This window comes from Brevibacillus panacihumi W25 (assembly GCF_000503775.1).
Lineage (GTDB): Bacteria > Bacillota > Bacilli > Brevibacillales > Brevibacillaceae > Brevibacillus > Brevibacillus panacihumi_A.
On sequence record NZ_KI629782.1, the window covers coordinates 1282484 to 1306355 of the forward strand.

The window sequence follows — 23872 nt, forward strand, 5'->3', positions numbered from 1 at the left end:
TCCCCTCCGGTCAACAATGGTAAGCCTATCTTATCAGACAGACTTTTTTCATTGTCCACCATGAGGGGATAATACCCGTCCGGTGCAATACCGAACTCAAACCTTACGCGCTGCTTAATAAAAACTGTCTACCTTTTTGGGGTCACTTCCAAGTGTTTTCACGTATTTCATATAGGAAGCAAGCTGGGATTATGCGTTTTTCGTCGACTCAAATATCTCCCAGATCTTTCTCTCATTCCAAAGCAAATGCTCCCTCATGCTCCTCGAAGCTGCCTCTGAATCCCCTTGCAAAATGGCATCTACAATAGATTGATGCTCATCATAGGCTTGCATAAAGCGATTCGGTTCTTTCATGGAGTGCATTTTGCTGATTCGGATGACTTCTTTAATTTTTGTTGAAACAGCTTTGAAAAAGTCTATATAGATTGAGTTTTGTGAAGCTAAAATAATCGAGTAATGAAATAAATAATCCTCTTCCAATCCAGTGGAGCCATTTTGGACCGCTTTCAATAATTCCTCATTGCAATCCTTGATTTTTAATAGATCCTTCTTCATTCCTTTTTCAGCAGCCAAACCAGCTGCTTCTACTTCAAATCCACGACGAAATTCAAGGACTTCATTTAGCTCTCTTTTTTCCATCAAGTTGGAGGTAACACGCAGGATGATCGAATCGCCATGAATATCTTTAAGAAAAATTCCCGATCCAGGACGGGTTTCAATAATGCCATTAGCACTTAAGACGCTCATCGCTTCTCTCACGGCTGTTTTACTTACATTAAAAATCGAAGACAATTCATTTTCTGAAGGCAGCCTTTCTCCAGGCTGGATTTTTTCTTCCTGAATATATTGTTCTATCGCAAATATAATTTCTTCAAATAATCGTTTCTTTTTGATTGGCTTTAAAGCCATAGAATCAACTCCTTTATAAATATGGTGGTCTGACCAATATTTCGACCCAAATAGCACGATGGATAAACGTTTTTTAGTCATATGGTTTTCTTATGGTTAGACCAATTTTATATAGTGAAAATGAATAAGTAGATACGATTTATGCTCCTTCAATTCCCAATAAATCTAGCAAATAAATGGTTTCTTGTAAATCTCTTTTTTGAATGGCTGTATCCAACTCACTCCACTCAAAAGGCTGTTGCTTCCCTTCAAAGAAATGGTTTGCCAGTAAGAGCTGATACGATTCTTCCCACAGAGAATGAAAATACGGGTTTGGAATCTCCTTTCCCAATGACGAAACCAATTGACAAAAGTTTTCCCAAAATGAATCGCGCTCCTGGTGATCAGGCAAGAATTCCTCTGATTTCAGAAAGGAAATGACGATGGTTTTTGCACACATCACAGCAACCTGAAAATAGTGATCCAGCTCTAGCGTAGGGATTCTTTTGTTGATGACGCGACTAGGAATGATATAAGGCTGCGGGCTGGCGACAAAGGTTCCTTCTCCTTGTTTGGATTCGAGGAAGCGCAGTAGCTCTAATACTTTAATTCCTTCCCGTACAGAAGAACGGCTTACTTGCAGTAGCTCACTCAGTTGTCTTTCTGTTGGCAGTTTTTGACCAGGTTCTAGCGGAGTGCTGTCGATGTGATCGACGATTTGTTGCGTCACCTGTTCAAACATTCTGGGAATCGATTTAATATGTTTATTGGTGTTCACCACGGATTCTCCTCCCGAAAAGGGTTCCCTATGATTTTAACAAATACGTTCGTAAAAAGAAAATTGATCAACAAAACCTCCAAAATACATGGATCGAAGTATGTTATTTTAAGGCAAATTAAAATTATTAGAAATATCTAAAGGTATTGACTAATAAAACACTCTACCATATACTGACTTTATCCAATTTGGTAGCTTTCTCTCCACATTGGTCTGACCATCATTAATTAACTAGATAAGATAGGTTTTGATCTGATTTTTTTCCATGGTCTGACCATAAGAATATACTAAGAAAGGAGAGCTGAGTCTATTCGTTTTTTGAAATCGCTTACCTTTGTCCTTATTCAAAGAAAGTGAGGAGTGTTGTCATGCAGAAATTCATACATTTTGCAAACCGACTTTCCGTTCTCCTGATCTCCCTTCTCCTGGCTGTGATGTGTATTCTCGTATTTGGAAATGTCGTGTTGCGCTATTTTTTCAACTCGGGGATTACCTGGTCAGAGGAAATGGCAAGGTTCATGTTTGTTTGGTTGATTTTCTTAGGAGCCATCCTCGGGTTGAAAGACAATGAACATTTGGGCGTCGATATGCTGGTAAAGAAAGTATCCCGAAGATTCAAAAAGATTCTCTATGTCATTTGTAACTTGTTAATCCTGTACAGTCTGATCTTGCTATTGAACGGAAGCTGGAAATTAACCCTGCTCAGCGTCGATTCAGTCGCACCCGCAACAGGCTTGCCCTACTCCTATTTTTATGGCATAGGCATCATTGCGAGTATCGGAATGGGAATCGTCATTTTCAGAAACCTGTATAACGGTCTTTTTAAAAAAGATACAGATCATTTCGTCATGACGAAAGATTCTGAGGAGCTGACGGAGCCTTTAGCAAAGGAGGAGGGAAAATGACCTTAACCATTTTCGTGGGCTCCCTGCTCGCAGCGATGGCGATTGGTGTACCGATTGCCTTTGCTCTCCTGCTTAGCGGAATTGCCTTGATGTTCTATCTCGATGTTTTTGATACGCAAATTATTGCTCAAAATCTGATCAGTGGAGCAGATAACTTTCCGCTTATGGCCATCCCCTTTTTCATTCTGGCTGGAGAGTTGATGAATCGAGGTGGAATTTCAAACCGAATCGTCGCTTTTGCCTTAGCTCTCGTCGGTCATCTTCGCGGCGGACTGGGATACGTAGCTGTTATTGGCAGCGTTTTATTTGCTGGGCTTTCCGGTTCTGCTGTCGCTGATACTGCTGCATTAGGCGCCATTTTGATCCCGATGATGGTAAAAGCCGGGTACGACAGAAATTCTTCCAGCGGTTTGATAGCAGGCAGCGGCATCATCGCACCCGTCATCCCGCCTAGCATCCCGATGATTATTTTTGGAGTAACGGCCAACGTTTCCATTACCAAATTATTTATGGGAGGCATTGTTCCTGGTTTATTAATGGGGATCGGGATCGCAATTGCCTGGTGGATGCTCAGTAGAAAGACGAAGGTTGAAGTTCTTCCTCGTAAATCGATGAAAGAGATTTTCAAAACAACCCTGCAAGCTTTTTGGGCGCTTCTATTGCCTGTGATTATTATCGTAGGGATGAGAGGCGGGATTTTTACTCCGACTGAAGCTGCTGTTGTCGCTGTTTTTTATGCGCTGTTTGTTGGTTTTGTCATTTACCGGGAGTTGACCATTTCGGCTTTGATAGAGGTTTTGGTTGCATCGGCGAAAACCACGAGCACCGTTATGTTTCTGGCCGCTGCCGCGATGGTGTCCGCTTGGCTGATCACGATCGCCAACATTCCAGCAGATCTGGTGCATCTACTCAGTCCGTTTATGGAGAATCAAACCCTGTTGCTTTTGGTGATCATGGCACTGGTGCTTCTTATCGGAACAGCGATGGATTTAACGCCGACTCTTCTCATCCTCACGCCAGTCATCATGCCGATCGTTCTGCAAGCTGGCATCGATCCTGTCTATTTTGGAATCTTGTTTATCTTCACGAACTGTATTGGATTGTTGACTCCTCCTGTGGGAACGGTTCTAAATGTGGCCTGCAGTGTAGGAAAAACGGACATGCAGGGAATTTTGAAAGGGGTTTGGCCCTATCTAATCGTCCACCTCGTTATTCTCTTGCTCTTAATTGTATTTCCATCCATCATCACCGCACCTATCGCGTTTTTAAGCCGCTAATACTAGAAAAAGGAGGTATATATGGCTACATACAAAGTCGTAATCACAGATTGGGAATTTGAGGATCTCCGTTATGAAGAACAAGTATTACACCATCCGGACGTAGAAATAGCAGCCTTTCAATGCCGTACAGAAGAAGAGGTCATCAAAGCTTGTCAGGGCGCAGATGCGATTATTAATCAATACGCTCCCATCACACGGAAAGTTATTGAATCTTTGGAAAAATGCAAGGTGATTACCCGTTACGGGATTGGCTTGAACACCATTGACCTGGATGCAGCAACAGAAAAGGGAATATGTGTCGCGAATGCGCCCGATTATGGCATCGATGAAGTATCCAACCATGCTCTGGCATTACTCATGAATGTAGCGAGAAAAATCACATTCGCGAACCAGGATGTCAAACAAGGAAAGTGGGATTTCAAACCGCTTCAGCCCATCTACCGACTGACCGGCTTAACGCTTGGCTTGGTTGGGTTTGGAAATATCGCACAAAGATTAGCAGAAAAAGTCATGCCATTAGGACTTCACGTAATCGCTTACGACCCCTATATTCCCGAGGAGGTGGCAAAAAGCCGGAATGTCGCTTTAGTCTCTTTGAATGAGCTTTGTCAGAATTCAGACCTAATCTCTGTTCACGCCCCCCTTCTCTCGTCTACAAAGGGGATGATTGGAAAAGAACAATTCCAACTGATGAAAAAAGGGGTATCGATCATCAATACTTCACGAGGTCCTGTTATTGATGAAACGGCATTCATTGAAGCATTACAGGATGGAATAGTCGCGGGAGCCGGGCTGGATGTGGTGGATCAAGAGCCGATTGCTACCGATCACCCTTTCCTTTCCATGAACAATGTCGTCTTGACGCCCCACTCCGCTTGGTATTCGGAAGAGGCCGCTGTGGAAGTTCGATCCAAAACAGCCTTGGGGGTGATGGATGTACTCGTTTATGGGGAATATCCGAAATACCTTGCCAATCGACAAGTTATCGGGAAGACAAACCTCCAAGCATATCTTCCGCATGAACGCTACAACTTTGACAGAGACGCGATCTTACAGAAAATGAAGGCAGCCAATTTCACCAATAAATAAGGGGATGGTAAACATGAAAAAAATGATCAAAAAAACGATGAGTGCTCTTTTGGCAAGCAGTCTAGTCATGAGTCTGGCAGCATGTGGGGGAACAACAACAGGACAAACGCAATCAGCACCACCAGCTGCAAGTGGAATTAGTGAACGGACGATTAAAATCGGATCAGGTGCAACGGATAATTCCCCAGTAGGACAAGCCATGGTTGAGTTCAAAAAAATAGTCGAGGAAAAGAGCGGTGGAAAAATCAAGGTACAAACCTTCCCTAGCAGCCAGCTGGGTGATGATAAACAAATGATCGACGCTCTGAAAGCCGGCACCCTGGAAATGTCTACGCCAACAACCGCTCCATTAGTCGGTACAGTGAAAGATTTCGGGATTTTCGATTTGCCATTTACCATTAGCAACGCGGAACAAGCGGACAAAGTTCTTTCCAGTCCCGTTGGCCAAAAACTTTTGGACAAACTGCCTGACCACGGTTTGATTGGTCTTACGTATTGGGAGTATGGATTCCGGAATCTCACCAACAAAAAGAGACCGGTAGTGAAAGTAGAAGATTTTGCAGGCCTAAAAATTCGTACACAGCAAAATAACATTCACATCGATGTATTCAACGCGTTAGGCGCCAATGCCACTCCCATGGCATACAGTGAGGTTTTCTCCGGACTTGAAAGCGGGGCTATTGACGGACAAGAAAATCCTGTCGGAGCTATTGAAGATAACAAGTACAACGAGGTACAAAAATATCTTTCACTGACGAACCATATCTACTCCCCTATCGCTCTTTTGATGAGCAAAAAATTCTGGGATCAATTGTCTGATGAAGAGAAGAAGCTCATCCAGGATGCAGCGATTCAAGCCGGAGAAAACGAGAAGAAAAATGTCCGCGCGCAAGCTCAACAATCCATTACAAACTTGCAAAACGCAGGGATGGAAGTAAACGAATTTAGCGAAGAAGAAATCACAAAGGCCAAAGAGATTATCAAGCCAGTGATCGAGAAGCATACGAAAGAACTGGATCAAGATATCGTGAACGAGTTCCTTCAAGTAGTCGGCGCAGCGAAATAAAACGAGATAAAGGTGAAAAAAATGACAAAACTATCAGGAAAAACAGCAGTCGTAACAGGAGCGGCCCAAGGGATCGGAAAGGCGATTGCGCTGAGACTTGCCAAAGAAGGAGCAAATGTAGCCGTCGTCGATCGAAATGAAGAAAAGATTATCCAAACGGCTAACGAAATCAAGGAGCTGGATAAGGATTGCAAAGGGTATGTGCTGGATTTGAAACATACGGAAGCGATTGCCCCCTTATATGAAACAATTGCCAAAGATTTTGGTCGAATCGATATTGCGGTACACGCAGCTGGCGTAGCCTTGACAAAAGATTTTATGGAAATAACAGGAAGTGACTGGGATTTCGTCATGGATGTCAATGCCAAAGCCCTATTCTTCTGTGTACAACAAGCTGCGAAACAGATGATGGCAACAGGTGGTGGAAGAATCATCAATTTCGCCTCAATCGCAGGGAAGCAACCTACGAAACCCGACCTTTCCGTGTATGGGGCATCCAAAGCCGCTGTCTTGAGTATTACGAAAACGGCAGCAGCAAACTTCGCTGCTTCTAAAATTTCGATCAACGCGATCTGCCCGGGAGTCGTGCACACGGCCATGTGGGATCAGATCGACAGCGATCGTGCCCGAATCTACAATCAGCCGATCGGGAAAGCCATTGAAAATATTACCGGCTTGATTCCATTGGGCAGATTAGCGGAATTGGATGAGATTTCCGGATTGGTAGCCTATCTGAGTTCACCAGAAGCAGAGTATATCACCGGGCAGTCTATTAACATTTGCGGCGGTATGATCATGAGCTAGATTTTTCATAGAAAGCAGAGGGGGAACGAAAATGGGCAATAGAGTACCTTTAAAGCAATTGCTTCAACGAGAAGGAATCGTTGTCGCACCAGGCTGTCATGATGCATTGGGAGCCAAAATCATTGAAAGTGCCGGGTTTGATGCCGTATATATGACAGGGAACGGAACCTCAGCTAGTGCGATTGGAAAACCGGATTTGGGTTTCCTTACCATGACAGAAATGGTTTCCAGGGCTAGAGGCATTGTTTCAGCCGTTGATATCCCCGTTATTTCCGATGCAGATACGGGATATGGGAACCGTAATAATGTCATTCGTACAGTTCAAGAGTATGAGGCCAGCGGCGTTTCGGCGATTCACTTGGAAGACCAGGTTACCCCGAAAAAATGCGGCGCCATGAGCGGGATCGAGCTTATCTCCATAGAGGAGCATGTCGATAAGATACAAGCAGCGATTCAAGCACGCAAGGATGAAAACTTCCTCATCATTGGGCGAAGCGATGCAAGAGGAACAAAAGGTCTCGCGGAAGCCATCGAACGGGGAAAAGCTTATGCTGCCGCTGGAGCAGATCTCATTCTCATCGAAATGCTGGAATCGGTGGATGAAATGAAAGAAGTCGCCAGAAAAATCGATGCGCCATTGATGTTCAACTATGTAGAGCACACGAAAATCCCCAATCTGACCATTCAGCAATTTCAGGATCTTGGCTTTAAACTGTTGGCTTATCCGCTGTCCTCTACGTTCTACTACGCAAAAACCATGATGGATTTGATGAGGACGCTAAAGGAAACAGGGTCGACAGAAAGCTTCCAGGAACAGATGTTGAAAATCCATGATTATGAAAAATTCCTGGGGATTGAGAAGTATAGATAAGCTTTGCTGGCCAATCCCGAGAGTATCAATGACAAAGGAGAAGGGAATTTCCCCTTCTCCTTTCCGTTTCTATCCTTTGTAATGCGAGAAGATTGGTCGTCCCAGATGCTAAACAAGCTTCATAAAATCCTCCGTAGTCATCACATGAGCCGTTGACACATTCAGCAGCGCAAGCGTGACTCGGTGTACTTCTTCGGCCGGGACCGGACCATATCCTGTATCCGGATAGTCATACGTCCCGGTCGCATCAGAGAGAAATGCGACCCGATACCCCAGGTACATGGCATCCCGGGCGGCGGCATGGCAGCAATTTTCCGTGGTTACTCCGGTTATGACGACGGTCTCAATCCCCTTGCTTCTCAGAATGATGTCCAGATCGGTGCCGAAGAACGCGCTGTAGCGATGCTTTTTAATGACCGGCTCATGTGGCAGAGGAGCCACATCCGGATACATTTCTGTACCAGGTGTGTCATCTATGAGAGCGGCCCCTTCAGCAATCGCGGGATAAATATCGCCAAACCGGCCAAGGTCCGAACCATCCTCGCGGTGAACATGCGCCGTATAGATCACCGACATCCCTTTTTCCCGGCCAAAGGACAGCAGGCGCTGCAAGGTCGGCAAGATGCGGCGTCCCATCGGTGTCTCAAGCGGCGCACCTTGTGCAATAAAATCGTTTTGCATATCAATGACAAGAATTGCCGTCTTTTTCGGATCAATCTGCTTCAACCGCATACCCATGAACAATCGCCTCCCCATCTTTTATCCGGTGCTTTCGAAACGTCCACCTCTGCAGCACCAGCTTGTCAATCTGTTGGAATCAATCTATCAAAAATAGATCTGTCTAGATGTAATCCGATTAACATGATTCTGATTTTTCCATCTATTTGTTTTGGCACGATTCCTCCACCCTTAACAAAAACGGTGACACTTCTCCTGAATAAGTAAGCGTCAGCATATGCATGGCCCTTGTGCATGCGATATACAGCAAGCTTCGGTCCATGTCTGTCTTATAATTCTCCGCATCAACGAAGGGCACGATGACTTGATCAAATTCAAGCCCTTTTGCTAAATGGGACGACGTGACAATAATCCCCTCATGAAATTGGTCGCTGCTGAAATCCAATAAATAGACTCCTTTGCAGCTATTCATGATCTCTTGATACAGTGTTTCTGCCTGGATTTGCGATTTGCAGATGATGCCTAATGTGCGATTCTCTGATTTCTGGAAACTTGTGATGATTTTTTTGATCGCTGCAATCTCATCGCTTCTATCATTCCCCGTTTTGATCTCAGGGCAAGGACCATGGCGTTCAATGGGGATGATTCGACTGTTCCGGTTTATTTGCTGAGCAAACCTGATAATTTCCATTGTCGAGCGATAGCTCTTCAACAATTCAACAGTATCCGCTTCTGGAAAAATCTTTTTTATCTCTGTGATCGAAGAAGATGAGTAAGGATTCACAGATTGATTGCAGTCCCCCAGAATGGTCTTCTTGCATGTGAACAACCGGGACAACACCGCGTATTGGACGGGCGTATAGTCCTGCATTTCATCCACCAATACATGCTTCACTTCATCAAAACCCGTTGTTCCTTCCACATGTATTTTTAGGTAAACCAGAGGAAAAACATCGGAGAACTCCAGCAGCTTTGTTTTTTTATATGTGAACAATTCCGGTCTTCCCATCGTTTCATAGAAATCCTTGTAGATCACCAGCAAATTGAGAGATGCAAACATCTTTTTGATAGCCGTTTTCACTTTTTTTGCTGTGGCTGCCGACAATTTGTCTCCATCTTGATCCCTTGTGTTTGCCGCCAAGACTGACGCTGCTTTCTCGAGTCTTTTCCTGATGGGCAGATTCGCGGCTTTTTGATAAGCCTGCAAGATCTCCTCTTTTGCGATATGCACGCCATCGATTGTTACATCGGTAGGTACAAAGTAAGATTCGCACCTATCAGCCAAAAATCGGTCCAAACGTTCTACCATGTCGTTGCCTGATTTCCATTGGATACGCTCGATCAGCGATGGGTCGTGTGAAGCTGCAAGCTCCGACACCTGCTGGCTAAAGGTCTGGAATTTGCATACTCCTTCGAGTTCTCTGGCCGCAATTTCCTCGATACCCATCTCCATAATCTTCTCTTCGCCCAGCTCCGGCAGGATATTGGAAATGTAGTCGGAAAACACTTTATTCGGGGAGATGATCCATATATTCTGGGAAGTTAATGTACCTTTATTTCTGTACAATAAAAAGGCGACCCGATGAAGCGCGACAGAGGTTTTACCTGATCCGGCAACCCCTTGAATGATCAGCTCATGAGAATGCTCATTTCGAATAATGGCGTTTTGTTCCTTTTGAATGGTAGCGACGATATTTTTCATCTTCTCGTTCGATGTCTGACTGAGCTCTTTTTGGAGAACTTCGTCATTGATGTTCATCGAGCTTTCAATCATATAGTGCATGACACCATCTTTGATCTTATACTGCCTCTTCAAACAGATTTCCCCTCCAACCCGCCCTGCAGGTGAGGAATAGGAAGCTTTGCCTACCTCAAAGTCATAAAACATGCTTGCTACAGGGGAACGCCAATCATAGATGAAATTCTTTTGACTGTCATCCTCGCTAAAAGCATGTACCCCTATATAATGAGAATCTCGTCTACTTTGTCCATCAGCGACGAAATCCACCCTGCCAAAGTACGGGGATTCCACTAGCTTTTGAAGTTTTCTTCTTTTGTCGACCGCCTTCTCCCCTTGATCAATCCTGAGCATGATGTCCACTTTATTTGCTGCTGTCTCAGCCGGGTCAAGCTCAGACCTGTTCTCCCAGAGATATGTTTTGGCATCGATAATTTCATGATGCATCGAATCGATCGTAGTGTCTATCTTGCGAAGTGCTTCTCGCAGCCTGGACATCAGATTCGCCAAATACTCTCTTTCTTCCCTTTCCGTCTGATTTACGATCATGATACGCCCTCTTTCCTTTTGAGAATACTCTTAAGTATAGAGAGCTGGCAAAAAAAATATAGACTTAACCTTTTCTTTGTAGTATTATATTTTTATCGTGGGTCCAAAAAACCACGTACAAAAGCGCCTTACTTACATAGTAACGATAAACAGTTAAAACCAAGTTCCTAAGCTTTAGGACTTGGTTTTTTTGCGCAACTGCCCCTATTCATCCTCAGCTACGACTCTTTCACCTGTTAACGGCGAGTAAATGCCCAAAAGAGCAAGGCTTAGGCGCTCACCGAGGCCCCCAGCAAGCATACTCCGTTCCAGCCCGCGTAAGCGTAAATTGTGGTTGAAGCGATCGAACCAGCAGCACTACCGATGGAATAGAAGATCATATAGCTGGCAGTTAGACGGCTGCGTGAATCCGGATGCTTTCGTAAAATCATGCCCTGGTTCGTAACGTGAACTGCCTGAACCGCGAAGTCCAGTACTATAATCCCAACTATCAATCCCCACAACGAGTAGTGGATGAAGCTGATCGGCAGCCAGGAGATAAGCAGCAAAGTTAACGCTACACCGGTAGTTCGCTGTCCCAAGCCTCGATCTGCGAGACGCCCTGCCTTCGCAGCCGCTAATGCTCCGGCAACTCCAATCAAACCGAAAGCCCCAATCTCGCTATGCGAAAGAGAAAACGGCGGCGCGCTCAGTGGCAGCACCAGCGATGTCCACAGGATGCTGAAAGCTGCAAAAATAAGTAGAGCCAATATCCCGCGGACGCGAAGCATCCGTTCTTGTACAAACAAATCAAGCATAGAGCGAAGCAGCTGCAAGTAAGACAATGATGTCCTTTCACGCTCTATATTCGGCAACACTCGAAATAAGATACCTGCCAGAAGAAGCGTTATCCCAGCGGAAACAATATAGACTGCACGCCAACTGGAAAAGTCTGTAATGATGCCTGCAAAGGTCCGCGCAAGTAGAATCCCGATAACAATACCACTCGTGACTAAGCCAATTACACGTCCACGCTCTGTCGGAGCAGCCAACGTCGCAGCAAATGCAACGAGAGTTTGTGTCACGACAGCTAGCAGTCCAACCCCAGCAATGCCCGCAAGCAACACCCAGATAGTCGGGGCATTGCTAACTACAACAAGTGCTAGTACTGATAACAGCATGTGACTCACGATCAGTTTTCGTTGATTCATCAAATCACCGAGTGGCACCAACAAGAACAATCCCAGCGCATAACAGATCTGTGTAACGGTAATGACGATCCCGATCGTCGAATGGTCAATCGCCAACTCACTTGCCATAGCATCGAGTAGAGGTTGGGCATAATAGATGTTGGCAACCGCCACCCCACTTGCAACTGCAAACAACAGCGCCAAAAAGCGAGACATAGCTATGGCGGATGATGTTTCATCTCTTTTCATCATTTTTCCAACATCTCCTTTTGTTTTAAAAAACCTCCACCATAACATACCGAACAGTACGAAATGAATCTGGTTTAAAAAGTAACTCATCTTTACCCTTCCTGTCAATAAATGATTAGTAAATAAAACAACTAGAAAATTAATTATCCAAATAGGCTTTAAAGCTAAGCTCTCATTGACATTACTTTATTCAACGCTTAGAATGTTTTTTGTACTGATCGTTATAAAATAATGACTGTGAAAGAGGGCATTTATGATGGTGCGACCACGTGAATTCGATGAAGAACAAGCATTGGATGCAGCCATGCGGCTATTTTGGGAGAAGGGATATGAGGCTACATCATTAAGTGATTTGACGTCCGGAATGGGAATACAGCGTCCAAGTATTTACTCCGCCTTTGGTGACAAAAAACAATTATTTGAAACCGCCCTTCGCAAATATACAAGAATTCATGCTTCACAAATCCGAAATAAGCTCCAACACAACGAATCCGTAAAGGAAGCGTTTCGGTCAATTTTTACGGGCTTGGTCGATGCTGAATACAATCAAAGCCTGAATAAAGGATGTTTTTGCATCAATACGATGGTGGAACTTGCCCCTCACGATGCAAAGTTCGAAATCCTGACAAGAGAACATCAGATGTATCTTTCTGCTATCTTTCAGGAAGCACTTGAACGCGGCATACGTTCAGGGGAACTTACAACCAGCATGAATCCCAAAGCTTTGGCGCAGACATTGGTTGTTTCATTAATTGGTCTAACGGTACTCATGAAATCTCGCCCGGATCGATCATTTGTGAATAATTCCGTAGAGTCTATTCTTACATTGCTCAAATGAAATTTTTCTTTCAAATCTATCTACAGCAAAAAACCTTGATTTCTCGAGGTTTTAGATCTTTCTTCGTCACATCGACTTGGATGGCAATACATTCCTCTCCAGCCTCGTCCGATGTCTGACTGAGCTCCTTTTGGGAGACTTCATCTGAGAATCGCTTCTGCTCTGCCCATCAGCGACGAAATCCACCCTTCCAAAATACGGGGACTCCATTCATTTTTGAAGTTTTCTTCTTAACGTCTTACTCAATAACGGTGAACAGTTCTGTTAAACGATTTAACACTCCCCCGGGCGCCAAATGGGCCAAGTCCTGCCGCAAATGGGGGCTATCCTTTTGCGGGCAAACGTAATAAGGACTAGCTCGAGTGGATGTATGATTACAAGACAGACTGGGAGGAGAAAATTACAGTTTGAAAAAAAACTACCCGAAATGTAGATGTGATCCTGCACATATGCCCCGAATGCTCCTTTATTTCCGGCCTGTTAAAAAAGTCATCCGCGAACTGCTCCACTTCTTTTGGATCCTGCGGACCTGCCATCTCGGATGCCGCTGATGCTTGGGGTGGGGAGATAGCCACACATGATGACCCGGTTAGCAGAGCTATAACCAGTGCAATCACGTTGAAACAGCCTATCCTTCCAAATCTCTTCATATCTTGCTCACTCCTTTGACTTCATTGGTTATAATCATCAGCGTATACGAGCAAGCTTAATTCCGTTTTTATGCAACCTTAATGTAATGTGAAATGTACAGCAAAAAACCCCTGATTTCTCAAGGGCTCAAGACCGACTACCATCTATATTTTTGCCATAAAATATCTCGTCCATTTCCTTTTTCAAAGCGTCCGTGATCCTCTTCTCCTCCTCCCCGCTTAACTCTTTCGTGGTATATCCAAATAAATAGTTGTCCAAATCGAATGCTCGCAACTTGCATTTCGTATGAAAAATGTTCTCTTGATAGACGTTGACATCAATCATGTCATATTGTTCCCTAACATCATCGGGAATGTAGTCCTGGATCGAACTGATTTCATGGTCAATAAACAGTTTTCGTCCATCAATGGCCCTAGTGAAGCCTCTTACTCGATAGTCGATCGTCATGATATCGGTATCGAACGAGCTAATTAAATAATCCAGTGCTTTTAGCGGTGAAATCTCTCCGCACGTAGACACGTCTATATCCGCCCGAAAGGTACAGATTCCGTCATCAGGATGATATTCGGGATACGTGTGAACGGTGATATGACTTTTATCCATCTGTATGACGACAGAATTCGGGAGTGATTCGTTTATACTCTTTGGAGAGTCCTCGTCAATCGGGCCCTCCGATACCAGCATGGTTACGCTAGCGCCTTGAGGCACGTAGTCTTGCTTGGCAATATTAATGACATGCGCTCCAATGATATCGGATACATTCGTTAAAATATGCGTTAAGCGATCCGCATTGTATTGTTCATCGATATAAACTAGGTACGCTTCCCTTTCTTTTCGGGTTTTCGTATAACAGATGTCAAACATGTTGAAGCTCAAGGTTTTCGTTAAGTTGTTAAAACCGTGTAACATGATTTGTTGTTCCGATAATTGTTTCATCGTATTCAACCCCATTATTATTGAGATTAGCTCAGACCGTATTCTATCCAAATGACGTGAAGATTAGTATCAACGAAACAAAAAAACGGCATCTCTGCCGTTCCCGTTCCGAAAGAGCCCGTCCACCTTTTTACCGAGGTCGTTCATAGCGGGTACCACTCCTTCTTCGTCTTTCTTACAGGAGCAGTATACAAAGCTTACGACCTATTCGAACAGTACCCACTTTTTTGTAAGTATCCGAATTACTCGATGAATCCCTTTGAGCGCAGGAATTCCTCCATCCCGTTTTCCTACATCAATTGCACACCGATTTCCTGCATAATCACAACCGCTTCCAAGAGCTTTCGGCCTCTTTCCGTCAAATGGTATTCCACCTTCAACGGGAATCCCTCGTACGTTGTTTTGTCGACAACGTTGAATTCCATTAAATCTTTCAAATGCTCCAGCAGCATTTTTTGCGTAATTCCCTCAATAGCATCTTCAAGCTGGGAGAGGGAGGCGCTTCCTTTGCCAAGCTGCCAAAGAATCATCGGCTTCCATTTGCCCCGGGTAATATCATGGGTTCAATTCTTAAGTTGATTTTTACCATATCCAGCAAATACATAAAAGATACCACCAACGATCCAGAACGGCTCCCAGAATAGGAGCCTCCATCTTATCGCATAAGGCTCCAGATCAAAATCCAGCACGTGTATTGCTGCGAGGGAAATGGTAATGAAGTTTCCCACTCCATATAAAATCATCAAGATTCCGGCTGACATACTACTATACGCTAACCATCTGCTTAGCTTTGTGCGCGGGTTGCCGCTTCTCATCAAACAGAATAAAAGAAGCAGGCCCCCTAATTTGACAACCCCTGTAGCCCAAACTACCGGGATAAACTCCGGGTCCCGGTCCATTGCCATTTGGTAAATTTGCCCGCCCAATGATTTTACACCCATCATTCCGCCAGCAGCCCAGTAAAAACTCATGAAGGCAAAAAGCAAGGTCCATACCATACCGGCATAGATGAACCATGTTGTCCACCATCTCATAGTATTCCTACCTCTTCCTTACGTCCTTTGATAAGTTTTATTCCCTCAAAAAGCAATCGAGAAGAAACGGTAAATCGAGCCTTATAGTAAAATCAAAAGCAATATGCACCTTATTATTATAAATCATGAGTGATGCCAAAACAGGTCTTATGCAACCCATTACCCCGCATTTGTGGTTCGACAAGGAAGCAAAAGAAGCTGCGGAGTTTTATTGCTCCATTTTCCCGGATTCCCAAATCACTAGCACGACGACCTTGCACGATACGCCCTCGGGTGATTGCGATCTCGTATCATTCCTTGTTTGCGGGCATCCGTTTATGGCTATCTCTGCGGGGCCTTTCTTTCCATTCAATCCTTCTATCTCGTTTATGGTTAATTTCGATCCATCCCGGATTGTAAACGCTAGAGAAAAGCTCGACGAGGCGTGGAACAAGTTGTCTGAAGGCGGCACTCCGCTTATGGCGCTTGATAAGTACCCATTCAGTGAACGGTATGGCTGGATTCAGGACAAGTACGGTGTAACATGGCAGCTCATTCTGACGAATCCGGATGGGGAGCCTAGGCCCTCGATTATCCCTTCTCTCTTGTTCGCGGGCGACAACTGCCGCAAGGCGGAAGAGGCACGCGAGTTCTACCTTTCCATCTTCCGAAATGCCAAACCTGGCTCCCTCTTCCGGTATGGCCCCGGCATGGAGCTGGACAAAGAAGGGATGGTGATGTTCAGCGACTTCATGCTGGAAAACACCTGGTTTGTAGCAATGGACAGCGCGCAAGAACACAAGTTCCATTTCAACGAGGCGATTTCCCTGTTGGTCAATTGTCAGACGCAGGATGAAATCGACTACTACTGGGAACATCTATCCGCCTCGCCCGAAGCTGAGCAGTGCGGCTGGCTGAAGGACAAATTCGGCGTTTCGTGGCAGATCTCCCCCGCCGCAATGGACGAGATGATGGCCAAGGGCACGCCGGAACAACGCGAGCGCGTTACGCAGGCCTTTTTGAAGATGAAAAAGTTTAACATTGCACAATTGGAAAAAGCGTTTCGAGGGGAATAATCAGTAACAATGAGTAACGCCGCCCACTTGTTGGACGGCGTTATGTAATTTATTCCCGTTAATCATTTTGCCATGGTGGTCCATATTTATATTTGGTTCTCAATTATGCTTGCCTTTAGTAATCCGCTAGCGCTACTCGCAGTATCTTTCAAGCATTGAATATCGCCGAATACAAAAAAGTGATCTTTTGCCCTGGACACAGCAACATTCATCAAGCTTTTGTTCGTATCTATAAAAAAACATCCTTCGTGTTTTCCGTACACAGTAGATAGTACTATGATATTTCGTTCCCCACCCTGAAATGTATGAACGGTACCAACACTTATCTTCGAACGTAGATGAGGGGCCCGCTTTCTAATTTCCGCTTGGATGCAGCTGACCTGAGCCTTAAATGGAGTAATGATCCCGATAAGATTCTTTTCTGCTTCTTTGGGGTAGGAATCCAGGATGTATGCGAAATGCTCGTCCAGCCATTCAGCGATCTGGATCGCCTCTCTACGATTGTATCTACTTGTTCCCTTCCTATTCGACGTCTCTGAATCGATCTGCCGATACCCTAATTGTGGCCATTTCGCAACGGCTTGCTTTGGATCTGTTTGCCCTCTTCCTCGCATTGGTTTTAAATTCCCTTTGTATACCAACTTATTGCAATAGTCAATGATTTCGTCGTAACAGCGGCGATGCTCTGATAAAAATAATCCTCTTTCCTCATATTTTTTATATTTACAACTTTTGGCAGCTACCTTCATTACGCTTGAGCCGTATCCATGCAGTCCACAGCTTTCGAGTTTCTCATATTGCTCCAGATTTTTAATGGCCCCGGCTGAAAGTGCTAGCGCCTTATCCAGGGCTCGATTAATACTCCAGACAGGTTCGATCTGATAAACATCCCCAACAACGATCGCTTTTTTGGCAAGTGAAAAGGCCCCAGCTGCTGTTTCCGGAGATACTTGACCTGCTTCATCCACAATGAGCAAATCAATGAAGTTGTAAAGATAAAATTTACTTTGATCACCATACGCTAGAAATTGCTTAGGAAGAACGAAAAAAGTCATCACCAAACAAGGAGTGATCATTGCAAGCCTGCTATAGAACTTCTCTAGCACATTCTGAAATGTAGTTCCTACTTGTTTTTCGGTCAATGCATCTTCCCCATTTGCCCATCTGCATTCAAAATAATGGACTGCGAGCCAGAACTCCACATAACGTATCTTTTTATCCAGAAGTTCATTTACCTTATCGATGGCAACCTCATATTTATCTTCTTCTTTATCATGCAATACAACACCGTGTTCTCTTAATTCCTCCAATTCGTTATCGTATAACTCTACCCATTCCTTTATAGCGTCACGCTTTTTCTTGAGCTCGACCAGTTTCTTCTGGAGATCGGTAAAACGAAGGCTATATGCTTCCTTAATCTCATTGAGTTTCATTGTTTCCTTTAAGAAAGACAACTCTTCTTCGTTCATAAACAACCTAAATTCGGTTCGAACTCGCTTTGAAAACCACCTTAAGAAAAAGGGGATATTTTTATAACAATTCTCCCATTCTCTCAGCCTTGCGTGAATGTTTTGAAGCGATTTTTCTAGGTGTTCCATCTCTATTTCTAGCGTCTGTAGGCACGTATCGATTCGAGTCCCGCTACCTAAAAATCGCTTGGCATCACTACTCAAAATGAGCAATGCTTGCTTTTTTGCTTCCATAAACAACAATTCATCGTGCAGCTTTTTTTGACAGTCGCGTAGTTCCGTATAGTCTGTTCCAAAATATCGATTACAGTTATGTAACAATTTGATCTTTGACTTTTCAATATTTTCCTTTGCTTCTAGATTTGCAATAAAATACTCCCCTGTGGAATTCGTATACTGGTATCCCCTTTGTTGGGCTTCTTTGATCTTTTGCGTCGAGGGGAAATAAGTAGCAAAGCTTTTCACCCCTTCAATCCATCTTTCCTCTAGATTGGAAATGCCGACTTTGTTGAGGTTTCCAAAAGATGTAATTATATTTGTAACAGCTTGATTATTCGTAGAAGCAGCCACGATGAGTGGCGCTTTTTCTTGCTTTAACGCTCTATCTACATATAAATCGGCAACGACCGACTGTAGAAGAGTTGTTTTCCCGGTACCTGGCGGCCCATTTACGGCCAAGATTTCGCCGTCCTGCATGTGATTGAAATGATTGATCGCTTCTCTTTGTGAAGGCGATAAAGGATATTCTCCACCCATCTGACCTGTATGAAGCTTCATATTCGCCAGATCGCTTTCAAGTAATGGAACTAATTTGGCCGGCTCCCGCGAGACAAATTGTTCATATAAACGCAAGGGCTTGTCTACCTTCAACAGATGATTATACAAATTCATGATATGGAATGAAGAGTTTACTGTTTGATCAATAAAAAGGTACGCATGATTCTCTAACTCTATTGGTGAATCCTCATCTTCTTGACTTGGAATTTCGTGTTGTTCAAATTTCGCTTTTGTGACATGCTCATAAAACTCTTTGAAGTATGTGACGTAATCTCCCCAAGTCTTCATTTGTTCCATCCGATCTACATGGTTGCTGATAAATCGATCGACGTCATCCACATGGCCAACAGAAAGCTTAGGTTCTACCATAGGTTGCAAGTATTCACGTGGAAACCATGGAACTTTCTTGTCGCTGCTGTTATACGCAAGCTTACCATCTCGATATAGAATCGCTGGAATAAAGTATATTCCCGTTAATTCATCAATCTCATCTTGCGTCTTCTCGTATGCCTCAAAAATGGTTTTTACCGTTTTCATGCAAATAAGGACACTCAGTGCGTTTTTTTGCACCTTGTATCGCTCATCATCGGATTTATTCGCTTCTATAAAAATTTTCGTACTGACCTCTTGATCAATTTGTCCCCTGATGATTTCTTCTGGATTCAGTATGTAAAAAGCATCGGTCTTAAAATCGATGCCGGAATGAGAATTGGCCGCTACGATACTCCTAAAATATTGTGTGATAGCTTGTGCAGAAATATTCATAACCTTCTCCTAAATAAGTAGAACTTTTTGAGTATGAAAGGCACAGATAGCGCCTTCCATCCAATTATCATAATACAAACTTCCCCTCACTTCCAATTTACTCAGTATTTTACACTTCTCGTCTATCCGACTGTTTCGCACGAATGGGAAGGCAACATTTTGAAATGATCCTTGTGTTAAAAAAGAAGCTAAGAACAACACAAGGAGATGAAGCCATGAAACGTTTACATGGAAAAATCGCTCTCGTAACTGGAGCAAGCAGAGGTATTGGTCGTTCTATTGCCTTGCGGTTAGCAAAAGAAGGAGCATTAGTAGTCGCGCATTATGGATCTAACGAGGAAGGGGCTGAATCTGTCGTTCGTGAAATCGAGAGTCATGAAGGAAGTGCCTTTGCCATTGGAACGAAATTTGATTCTTACGAAAGTGTCGTGACATTTTTTCAAACATTGGATCATTTGTTAATGCAGCGTACTGGCAGCAGCCGCTTCGATATTTTGGTTAACAATGCAGGAACCTCTCTCAGTGCTCCCATAGAAGAAACAACGGAAGAATCATTTGATGAAATCATGAAAATCAACGTTAAGGCACCCTTTTTTCTCCTTCAACAAGCATTGCCTCGATTACGGGATGAAGGTCGTATCATCAATATTTCTTCTGCTGTAACCCGCATATCTCTGCCCGCGATCCCTGCGTACAGTATGAGCAAGGCAGCAATCGATTCGTTGACCTTGGCTTTATCCACTCAAGTCGCTACACGCAACATTACAATTAATGCAATCCAGCCTGGATTCGTAGCAACAGATATGAATGCCGGTATGTTGAATGATCCGGACTCGTACAAATTCGGCGCTTCATTTTCTGCCTTTGGCAGGTGGGGGCAGCCCGATGATATTGCTGATATCGCAGCGTTCTTAGCCTCCCCAGACAGCCGCTGGGTGACAGGACAATCCATTGATGCGAGTGGAGGTTCTCACTTGTAAGAAAATGACAAAAGCAAAAGTCTGGATTTCCTGAATCGCACCGGTCCCGTCGCGGCCGGCCAGTAGCTCAATTGACCGGCCTTACGACGGGGGCCATTACGAGCGTGATCGATCGGCTGGAACAAGCAGCAAGGATCTGAACCATCGAAGACGTGTCGTAGGACGCAAAAAACACACCGATGTTGGTGTGTTTCCTATTTCACCCGAAACGATAACTTCCCCCACTACTCGTGTTCTTCTGTTTCCGGCAGGGAAAGCGTGAAACCTCATCCGTAGTAACCACTCCCCTCGCCTCCCGTAAAAGTCGCGATATACCAGTGGTTGCCGAACGGATCCTCGATGCCGCCGCTGCGCTCTCCATAAGGCATATCCGCCGGTTCATAGAGGGAGGTTGCGCCCAAATCAAGTGCCCGCCTGTAACACTCATCCGTATCGGGTACAAAAATATGCAAGGTATTCGTTCTTGGCGGAAACCTGTCATTTCCATTAGACAATTCAACGATCGTGTCTCCGATTCGAACTTCCGCATGTGTGATCAAGCCATGCTCATTCATCCCCCGATTCAACACCTGGGCATCGAATACGATTTTCAAAAAGTCAATCAGCTGATTCGCATCTTTTACCGTGAAGTACGGCGTAACATGTTGGTATCCTTTCGGCGTAAACGTGTCACTCACAATACGTCCTCCTTTTTCTGATGGAATAAAAAAACAGGCTACTATGTTCATTCTAGCCTGCAAGCAAAATCCTGTATTGTAAATTTCTGAACTTAGCTGGGAAGCGCAGCGTGATTATGGTGTCTTCCTGATATGGAACGGTAATCACTTGGGTTGATGCCGGAAAAGGCTTGAAAATCTTTGATGAAATGAGCTTGATCGTAATAACCGCAAGCGAGCGCAATATCCGTCCATATGATCGTATCGCTATTCCCTATCATGCGCATTGCTTCCTGGAAACGATAAATGCGATGGAATTGCTTCGGCGTCATGCCGATCTCTGCTTTGAACAATTGATTGAATCTCCTATGACTCATACCGATGTGTTCCATTACTTTGGACACCCGGGATTGACGCAGTTCTTTCAGCGCATAGTCAACTGAGGGATTTCGTTCCATCGGCAGCGACGCAAATGACAGCAATCTTCGTTCAAGTACTCGGAACATCACTTCCGGCGTTCGCGCAGCCAGCAGTTCGTCACGAAGTTCATTTGCTCTTGCTCCCCAAAAAGTATCCAGCGAAATATGTGTATTAAGGAGCTCAAACAGGGGTTCCTTCATAAACATGCGAATGCCCCCCGGTTTAAAATGGATGCCCAAGATAGTCGCCTCTTTGGCAGTGTCTATGACAAAGCAATCTACATGCGGACCACAAATAATGGTATGACCGAGCAACAGCTCTTTGTTTTCCCGATTGAAGAGTCGGTTCTGCTCCTCCCCGAGATTGATGACAACTTCAACAGAGCCGTCTGGTAATGCCAACTCCCTGGAATGTGAAGGATGATACCCTTTCATATACCAAAAACTCTCAATAAACATCGATAACGGCATTTGCGGTACATATGTGTGCAGTATCATAGATCATACGCGACGAGTTGCTTTTTACATCGAATAAAACGTCGTGTCGCGTGTCTCCCTCCGCCTTGGTTTGTTGATTATTTTATCATTCGGGAAATCGATATGTAAATATATGTAACTTACCTCTCCACTTCCAGTGCTGCGCTTTACCATCAGTTCAAGGGTTATCTGAAGTGTGGACACGTGAACTAACGGTCTATGAGCAGGTCGGAGCGATCTTTATTCATCAAGGAATATTCGATAACTCCCCACTCAGGCAGGACCGTCATTTTATGTTCTTGCAAGCCTATGCCGCAAATCAAAACGGCTGCCCTGTTCATGGCAACCGTTTTAATTTCCAGTCGCAGCCTACTGCGTCCGGCGTAAAACATATCGATTATTCAGAGCGGTATAGCTGGCCACATGCTGCGTTAATGTCCGATCCGAATTGCGTTCGGACGGTGATTTTGATGCCCTTTGACTTCAAAATCCGAACAAACGCTTTAATCCGATCGGGATCAGATTGCCGATAGCTGTCTGGCGTAACCTCAGTCGAATTGAATGGAATCAGGTTAACGTGGTAGAGATGTTCCCCAGGTCCCCTTCCCCTTAACAGCTCGGCAACTGCTTCCGCATGCGCCGCCGAGTCGTTTACCCCTCGAAGAAGAATATACGCAATATACACCTTTCTCCCTGTTTGCCTGATGTGACGATCCAACGCCTCCAGCACGTCTGGGATGGGGAATCGGTCGTTGATCGGCATCAGCTCGCTTCGCTGATCGTCGAACGGCGAATGCAGCGAGAAGGTTAGATTGACCTGTGGAAACTCCCGTGTCAGCTTGTCGATCCCCGGCAACAGGCCAATGGTGGAAATCGTAATTCGTCGGTGTCCTAAACCAAAGAGATGCGGGTCTGTCAAAATCCTTACTGCATCAAAAATATGCGGGTTGGCGAGCGCCTCCCCCATGCCCATGAATGAGACGCTGTCCAAGGCGTGGCCATTCAATCGAAAGTGCAGCAATTGGTCGGTAATCTCGTCTGCGGTCAAATTTCGTTTCAAGCCGATGGTACCGGTGGCGCAAAATCTGCACCCGAATCCGCAGCCGCACTGCGTGGAAATACAATACGATTTCCACCCCCGCTCATACGTAAGTCGTACGGCCTCCACGCGTTCGTCGCCTGCAATGGCAAACAGCACCTTGCTGACCTGTTTCGACGTGAGTTCCTTTACCGGAACGATGCTGCAGACGTTCGGACCAAGCATCCGGGTCAGTTCGTCGCGCAAAAATTTGGGCAGTATGGTCATCCGTTCGTATTGACTGATATTTTGCTTGAAAATCGCATCCATGATCTGAGCATACCGATACTCAGGCTGCTTGAAATCGGACAATATTCGCCGAATCGTTTCATATTTCGAGGTTAGTCTCATGTCTTCTCCTTACCGCCGGAGAAAACGTAAAAAAGCAACCGTCAGTTGGCGCTTTGACACGTCATGAACCAACTATACAGATAACGCGCATACGTATGCAGACAGTTCGACTACGTGCACCTGTCGATAGATTGGTAAACCTCCGGCAACCGATTTGTTTTTTTGTGAACCGCTTCATCTAACAAGAACCGGTTCACCGTATCATCTACAACCTCAATCTCCATCGCTTTCATCCTCCTAGAAATGGTTAATTCCTTCTGTTCCAGAAACTGTGTCGGCAACCTCCTTTGGCAAATAAGAAAGAGCTACAAGAAAGTTACCT

The 23872-nt window shown here is 44.6% G+C and carries 22 protein-coding genes; 9 read left to right on the plus strand and 13 right to left on the minus strand.

Features of this window, described 5'->3' with window-relative positions; translation table 11 throughout:
• Positions 1-189 precede the first annotated feature (189 nt).
• Together T458_RS35495 and T458_RS55985 are read right to left on the minus strand one after the other, a co-directional pair.
• On the minus strand, positions 190-909 hold the full coding sequence (locus T458_RS35495; RefSeq protein ID WP_023555775.1) for a FadR/GntR family transcriptional regulator: 720 nt from the start codon (positions 907-909) through the stop codon (positions 190-192).
• Between the two features lie 139 nt (positions 910-1048).
• Positions 1049-1630 carry a FadR/GntR family transcriptional regulator gene (locus T458_RS55985; protein ID WP_144083811.1) on the minus strand — a complete coding sequence of 194 codons (582 nt, stop codon included), beginning with the start codon at positions 1628-1630 and terminating at the stop codon, positions 1049-1051.
• Between the two features lie 404 nt (positions 1631-2034).
• On the opposite strand from T458_RS55985, the gene T458_RS35505 reads away from it, so the two are divergent.
• From T458_RS35505 to T458_RS35530, 6 genes are read left to right on the plus strand one after another with little or no spacing between them, the layout of a single operon-like run.
• Positions 2035-2571 (plus strand): TRAP transporter small permease, encoded by a 537-nt coding sequence (locus T458_RS35505; protein ID WP_023555777.1) that lies wholly within the window; start codon positions 2035-2037, stop codon positions 2569-2571.
• Entirely contained in the window at positions 2568-3848 is a 1281-nt protein-coding gene (locus T458_RS35510; protein WP_023555778.1) for a TRAP transporter large permease, read from the plus strand. The genes T458_RS35505 and T458_RS35510 overlap by 4 nt, the downstream gene beginning before the upstream one ends.
• A gap of 21 nt (positions 3849-3869) precedes the next feature.
• Positions 3870-4940 carry a C-terminal binding protein gene (locus T458_RS35515; protein WP_023555779.1) on the plus strand — a complete coding sequence of 357 codons (1071 nt, stop codon included), beginning with the start codon at positions 3870-3872 and terminating at the stop codon, positions 4938-4940.
• Positions 4941-4953: 13 nt separating this feature from the next.
• The gene (locus tag T458_RS35520; RefSeq protein WP_023555780.1) at positions 4954-6006 is read left to right on the plus strand and encodes a TRAP transporter substrate-binding protein; all 1053 of its coding nucleotides are present in this window, start codon (positions 4954-4956) and stop codon (positions 6004-6006) included.
• A gap of 21 nt (positions 6007-6027) precedes the next feature.
• Entirely contained in the window at positions 6028-6810 is a 783-nt protein-coding gene (locus T458_RS35525; RefSeq protein ID WP_023555781.1) for an SDR family NAD(P)-dependent oxidoreductase, read from the plus strand.
• A 31-nt stretch (positions 6811-6841) separates the two neighbouring features.
• Positions 6842-7681, plus strand: coding sequence for an isocitrate lyase/PEP mutase family protein (locus T458_RS35530; RefSeq protein WP_023555782.1), 840 nt, complete (start codon positions 6842-6844; stop codon positions 7679-7681).
• Between the two features lie 108 nt (positions 7682-7789).
• Here T458_RS35530 and T458_RS35535 read toward each other — a convergent pair whose 3' ends face one another.
• The 3 genes from T458_RS35535 to T458_RS35545 form a co-directional block, all read right to left on the minus strand.
• Positions 7790-8419: a cysteine hydrolase family protein gene (locus tag T458_RS35535; protein ID WP_023555783.1), complete on the minus strand. Its 630-nt coding sequence runs from the start codon at positions 8417-8419 to the stop codon at positions 7790-7792.
• Positions 8420-8561: 142 nt separating this feature from the next.
• Positions 8562-10646 (minus strand): HelD family protein, encoded by a 2085-nt coding sequence (locus T458_RS35540; protein ID WP_023555784.1) that lies wholly within the window; start codon positions 10644-10646, stop codon positions 8562-8564.
• A 269-nt stretch (positions 10647-10915) separates the two neighbouring features.
• On the minus strand, positions 10916-12067 hold the full coding sequence (locus tag T458_RS35545; RefSeq protein ID WP_035316154.1) for an MFS transporter: 1152 nt from the start codon (positions 12065-12067) through the stop codon (positions 10916-10918).
• A 253-nt stretch (positions 12068-12320) separates the two neighbouring features.
• On the opposite strand from T458_RS35545, the gene T458_RS35550 reads away from it, so the two are divergent.
• Positions 12321-12902 carry a TetR/AcrR family transcriptional regulator gene (locus T458_RS35550; RefSeq protein ID WP_031305475.1) on the plus strand — a complete coding sequence of 194 codons (582 nt, stop codon included), beginning with the start codon at positions 12321-12323 and terminating at the stop codon, positions 12900-12902.
• Between the two features lie 374 nt (positions 12903-13276).
• Here the strand turns inward: T458_RS35550 and T458_RS35555 are convergent, their stop codons facing one another.
• The 4 genes from T458_RS35555 to T458_RS35570 form a co-directional block, all read right to left on the minus strand.
• Entirely contained in the window at positions 13277-13552 is a 276-nt protein-coding gene (locus T458_RS35555) for a hypothetical protein (RefSeq protein WP_023555786.1), read from the minus strand.
• A gap of 127 nt (positions 13553-13679) precedes the next feature.
• The gene (speD, locus tag T458_RS35560) at positions 13680-14489 is read right to left on the minus strand and encodes an adenosylmethionine decarboxylase (RefSeq protein WP_023555787.1); all 810 of its coding nucleotides are present in this window, start codon (positions 14487-14489) and stop codon (positions 13680-13682) included.
• Between the two features lie 290 nt (positions 14490-14779).
• Positions 14780-15043, minus strand: coding sequence for a winged helix-turn-helix transcriptional regulator (locus T458_RS35565; protein ID WP_051410024.1), 264 nt, complete (start codon positions 15041-15043; stop codon positions 14780-14782).
• 9 nt (positions 15044-15052) lie between these two features.
• Complete coding sequence (locus tag T458_RS35570) at positions 15053-15523, minus strand: DUF3995 domain-containing protein (protein WP_023555788.1); 471 nt, start codon at positions 15521-15523, stop codon at positions 15053-15055.
• A 149-nt stretch (positions 15524-15672) separates the two neighbouring features.
• Here T458_RS35570 and T458_RS35575 point away from each other — a divergent pair, with 149 nt between their 5' ends.
• Complete coding sequence (locus T458_RS35575; protein ID WP_023555789.1) at positions 15673-16578, plus strand: VOC family protein; 906 nt, start codon at positions 15673-15675, stop codon at positions 16576-16578.
• An 86-nt stretch (positions 16579-16664) separates the two neighbouring features.
• Here T458_RS35575 and T458_RS35580 read toward each other — a convergent pair whose 3' ends face one another.
• A complete protein-coding gene (locus tag T458_RS35580; protein WP_023555790.1) occupies positions 16665-19589 on the minus strand; it encodes an AAA domain-containing protein in 2925 nt (974 codons plus the stop codon).
• 215 nt (positions 19590-19804) lie between these two features.
• On the opposite strand from T458_RS35580, the gene T458_RS35585 reads away from it, so the two are divergent.
• Entirely contained in the window at positions 19805-20569 is a 765-nt protein-coding gene (locus T458_RS35585) for an SDR family oxidoreductase (protein ID WP_023555791.1), read from the plus strand.
• 266 nt (positions 20570-20835) lie between these two features.
• Here the strand turns inward: T458_RS35585 and T458_RS35590 are convergent, their stop codons facing one another.
• From T458_RS35590 to T458_RS35600, 3 genes are all read right to left on the minus strand, one after another.
• Positions 20836-21246 carry a VOC family protein gene (locus tag T458_RS35590; RefSeq protein WP_023555792.1) on the minus strand — a complete coding sequence of 137 codons (411 nt, stop codon included), beginning with the start codon at positions 21244-21246 and terminating at the stop codon, positions 20836-20838.
• Positions 21247-21338: 92 nt separating this feature from the next.
• Positions 21339-22142: a helix-turn-helix domain-containing protein gene (locus tag T458_RS35595; protein ID WP_023555793.1), complete on the minus strand. Its 804-nt coding sequence runs from the start codon at positions 22140-22142 to the stop codon at positions 21339-21341.
• A gap of 376 nt (positions 22143-22518) precedes the next feature.
• Positions 22519-23550 (minus strand): Cfr family 23S rRNA (adenine(2503)-C(8))-methyltransferase, encoded by a 1032-nt coding sequence (locus tag T458_RS35600; RefSeq protein WP_023555794.1) that lies wholly within the window; start codon positions 23548-23550, stop codon positions 22519-22521.
• Positions 23551-23872 lie beyond the last annotated feature (322 nt).

What these genes read in the sequence shown, in the direction of transcription:
- T458_RS35540 (WP_023555784.1), bottom strand. Translation starts at nt 10,646, where the DNA reads ATGATCGTAAATCAGACGGAAAGGGAAGAAAGAGAGTATTTGGCGAAT.
- T458_RS55985 (WP_144083811.1), bottom strand. Translation starts at nt 1,630, where the DNA reads ATGTTTGAACAGGTGACGCAACAAATCGTCGATCACATCGACAGCACT.
- T458_RS35515 (WP_023555779.1), top strand. Translation starts at nt 3,870, where the DNA reads ATGGCTACATACAAAGTCGTAATCACAGATTGGGAATTTGAGGATCTC.
- T458_RS35575 (WP_023555789.1), top strand. Translation starts at nt 15,673, where the DNA reads ATGCAACCCATTACCCCGCATTTGTGGTTCGACAAGGAAGCAAAAGAA.
- T458_RS35595 (WP_023555793.1), bottom strand. Translation starts at nt 22,142, where the DNA reads ATGATACTGCACACATATGTACCGCAAATGCCGTTATCGATGTTTATT.
- T458_RS35555 (WP_023555786.1), bottom strand. Translation starts at nt 13,552, where the DNA reads ATGAAGAGATTTGGAAGGATAGGCTGTTTCAACGTGATTGCACTGGTT.
- T458_RS35570 (WP_023555788.1), bottom strand. Translation starts at nt 15,523, where the DNA reads ATGAGATGGTGGACAACATGGTTCATCTATGCCGGTATGGTATGGACC.
- T458_RS35505 (WP_023555777.1), top strand. Translation starts at nt 2,035, where the DNA reads ATGCAGAAATTCATACATTTTGCAAACCGACTTTCCGTTCTCCTGATC.
- speD (WP_023555787.1), bottom strand. Translation starts at nt 14,489, where the DNA reads ATGAAACAATTATCGGAACAACAAATCATGTTACACGGTTTTAACAAC.
- T458_RS35525 (WP_023555781.1), top strand. Translation starts at nt 6,028, where the DNA reads ATGACAAAACTATCAGGAAAAACAGCAGTCGTAACAGGAGCGGCCCAA.
- T458_RS35580 (WP_023555790.1), bottom strand. Translation starts at nt 19,589, where the DNA reads ATGAATATTTCTGCACAAGCTATCACACAATATTTTAGGAGTATCGTA.
- T458_RS35550 (WP_031305475.1), top strand. Translation starts at nt 12,321, where the DNA reads ATGGTGCGACCACGTGAATTCGATGAAGAACAAGCATTGGATGCAGCC.
- T458_RS35530 (WP_023555782.1), top strand. Translation starts at nt 6,842, where the DNA reads ATGGGCAATAGAGTACCTTTAAAGCAATTGCTTCAACGAGAAGGAATC.
- T458_RS35600 (WP_023555794.1), bottom strand. Translation starts at nt 23,550, where the DNA reads ATGAGACTAACCTCGAAATATGAAACGATTCGGCGAATATTGTCCGAT.
- T458_RS35545 (WP_035316154.1), bottom strand. Translation starts at nt 12,067, where the DNA reads ATGATGAAAAGAGATGAAACATCATCCGCCATAGCTATGTCTCGCTTT.
- T458_RS35510 (WP_023555778.1), top strand. Translation starts at nt 2,568, where the DNA reads ATGACCTTAACCATTTTCGTGGGCTCCCTGCTCGCAGCGATGGCGATT.
- T458_RS35520 (WP_023555780.1), top strand. Translation starts at nt 4,954, where the DNA reads ATGAAAAAAATGATCAAAAAAACGATGAGTGCTCTTTTGGCAAGCAGT.
- T458_RS35585 (WP_023555791.1), top strand. Translation starts at nt 19,805, where the DNA reads ATGAAACGTTTACATGGAAAAATCGCTCTCGTAACTGGAGCAAGCAGA.
- T458_RS35495 (WP_023555775.1), bottom strand. Translation starts at nt 909, where the DNA reads ATGGCTTTAAAGCCAATCAAAAAGAAACGATTATTTGAAGAAATTATA.
- T458_RS35535 (WP_023555783.1), bottom strand. Translation starts at nt 8,419, where the DNA reads ATGGGTATGCGGTTGAAGCAGATTGATCCGAAAAAGACGGCAATTCTT.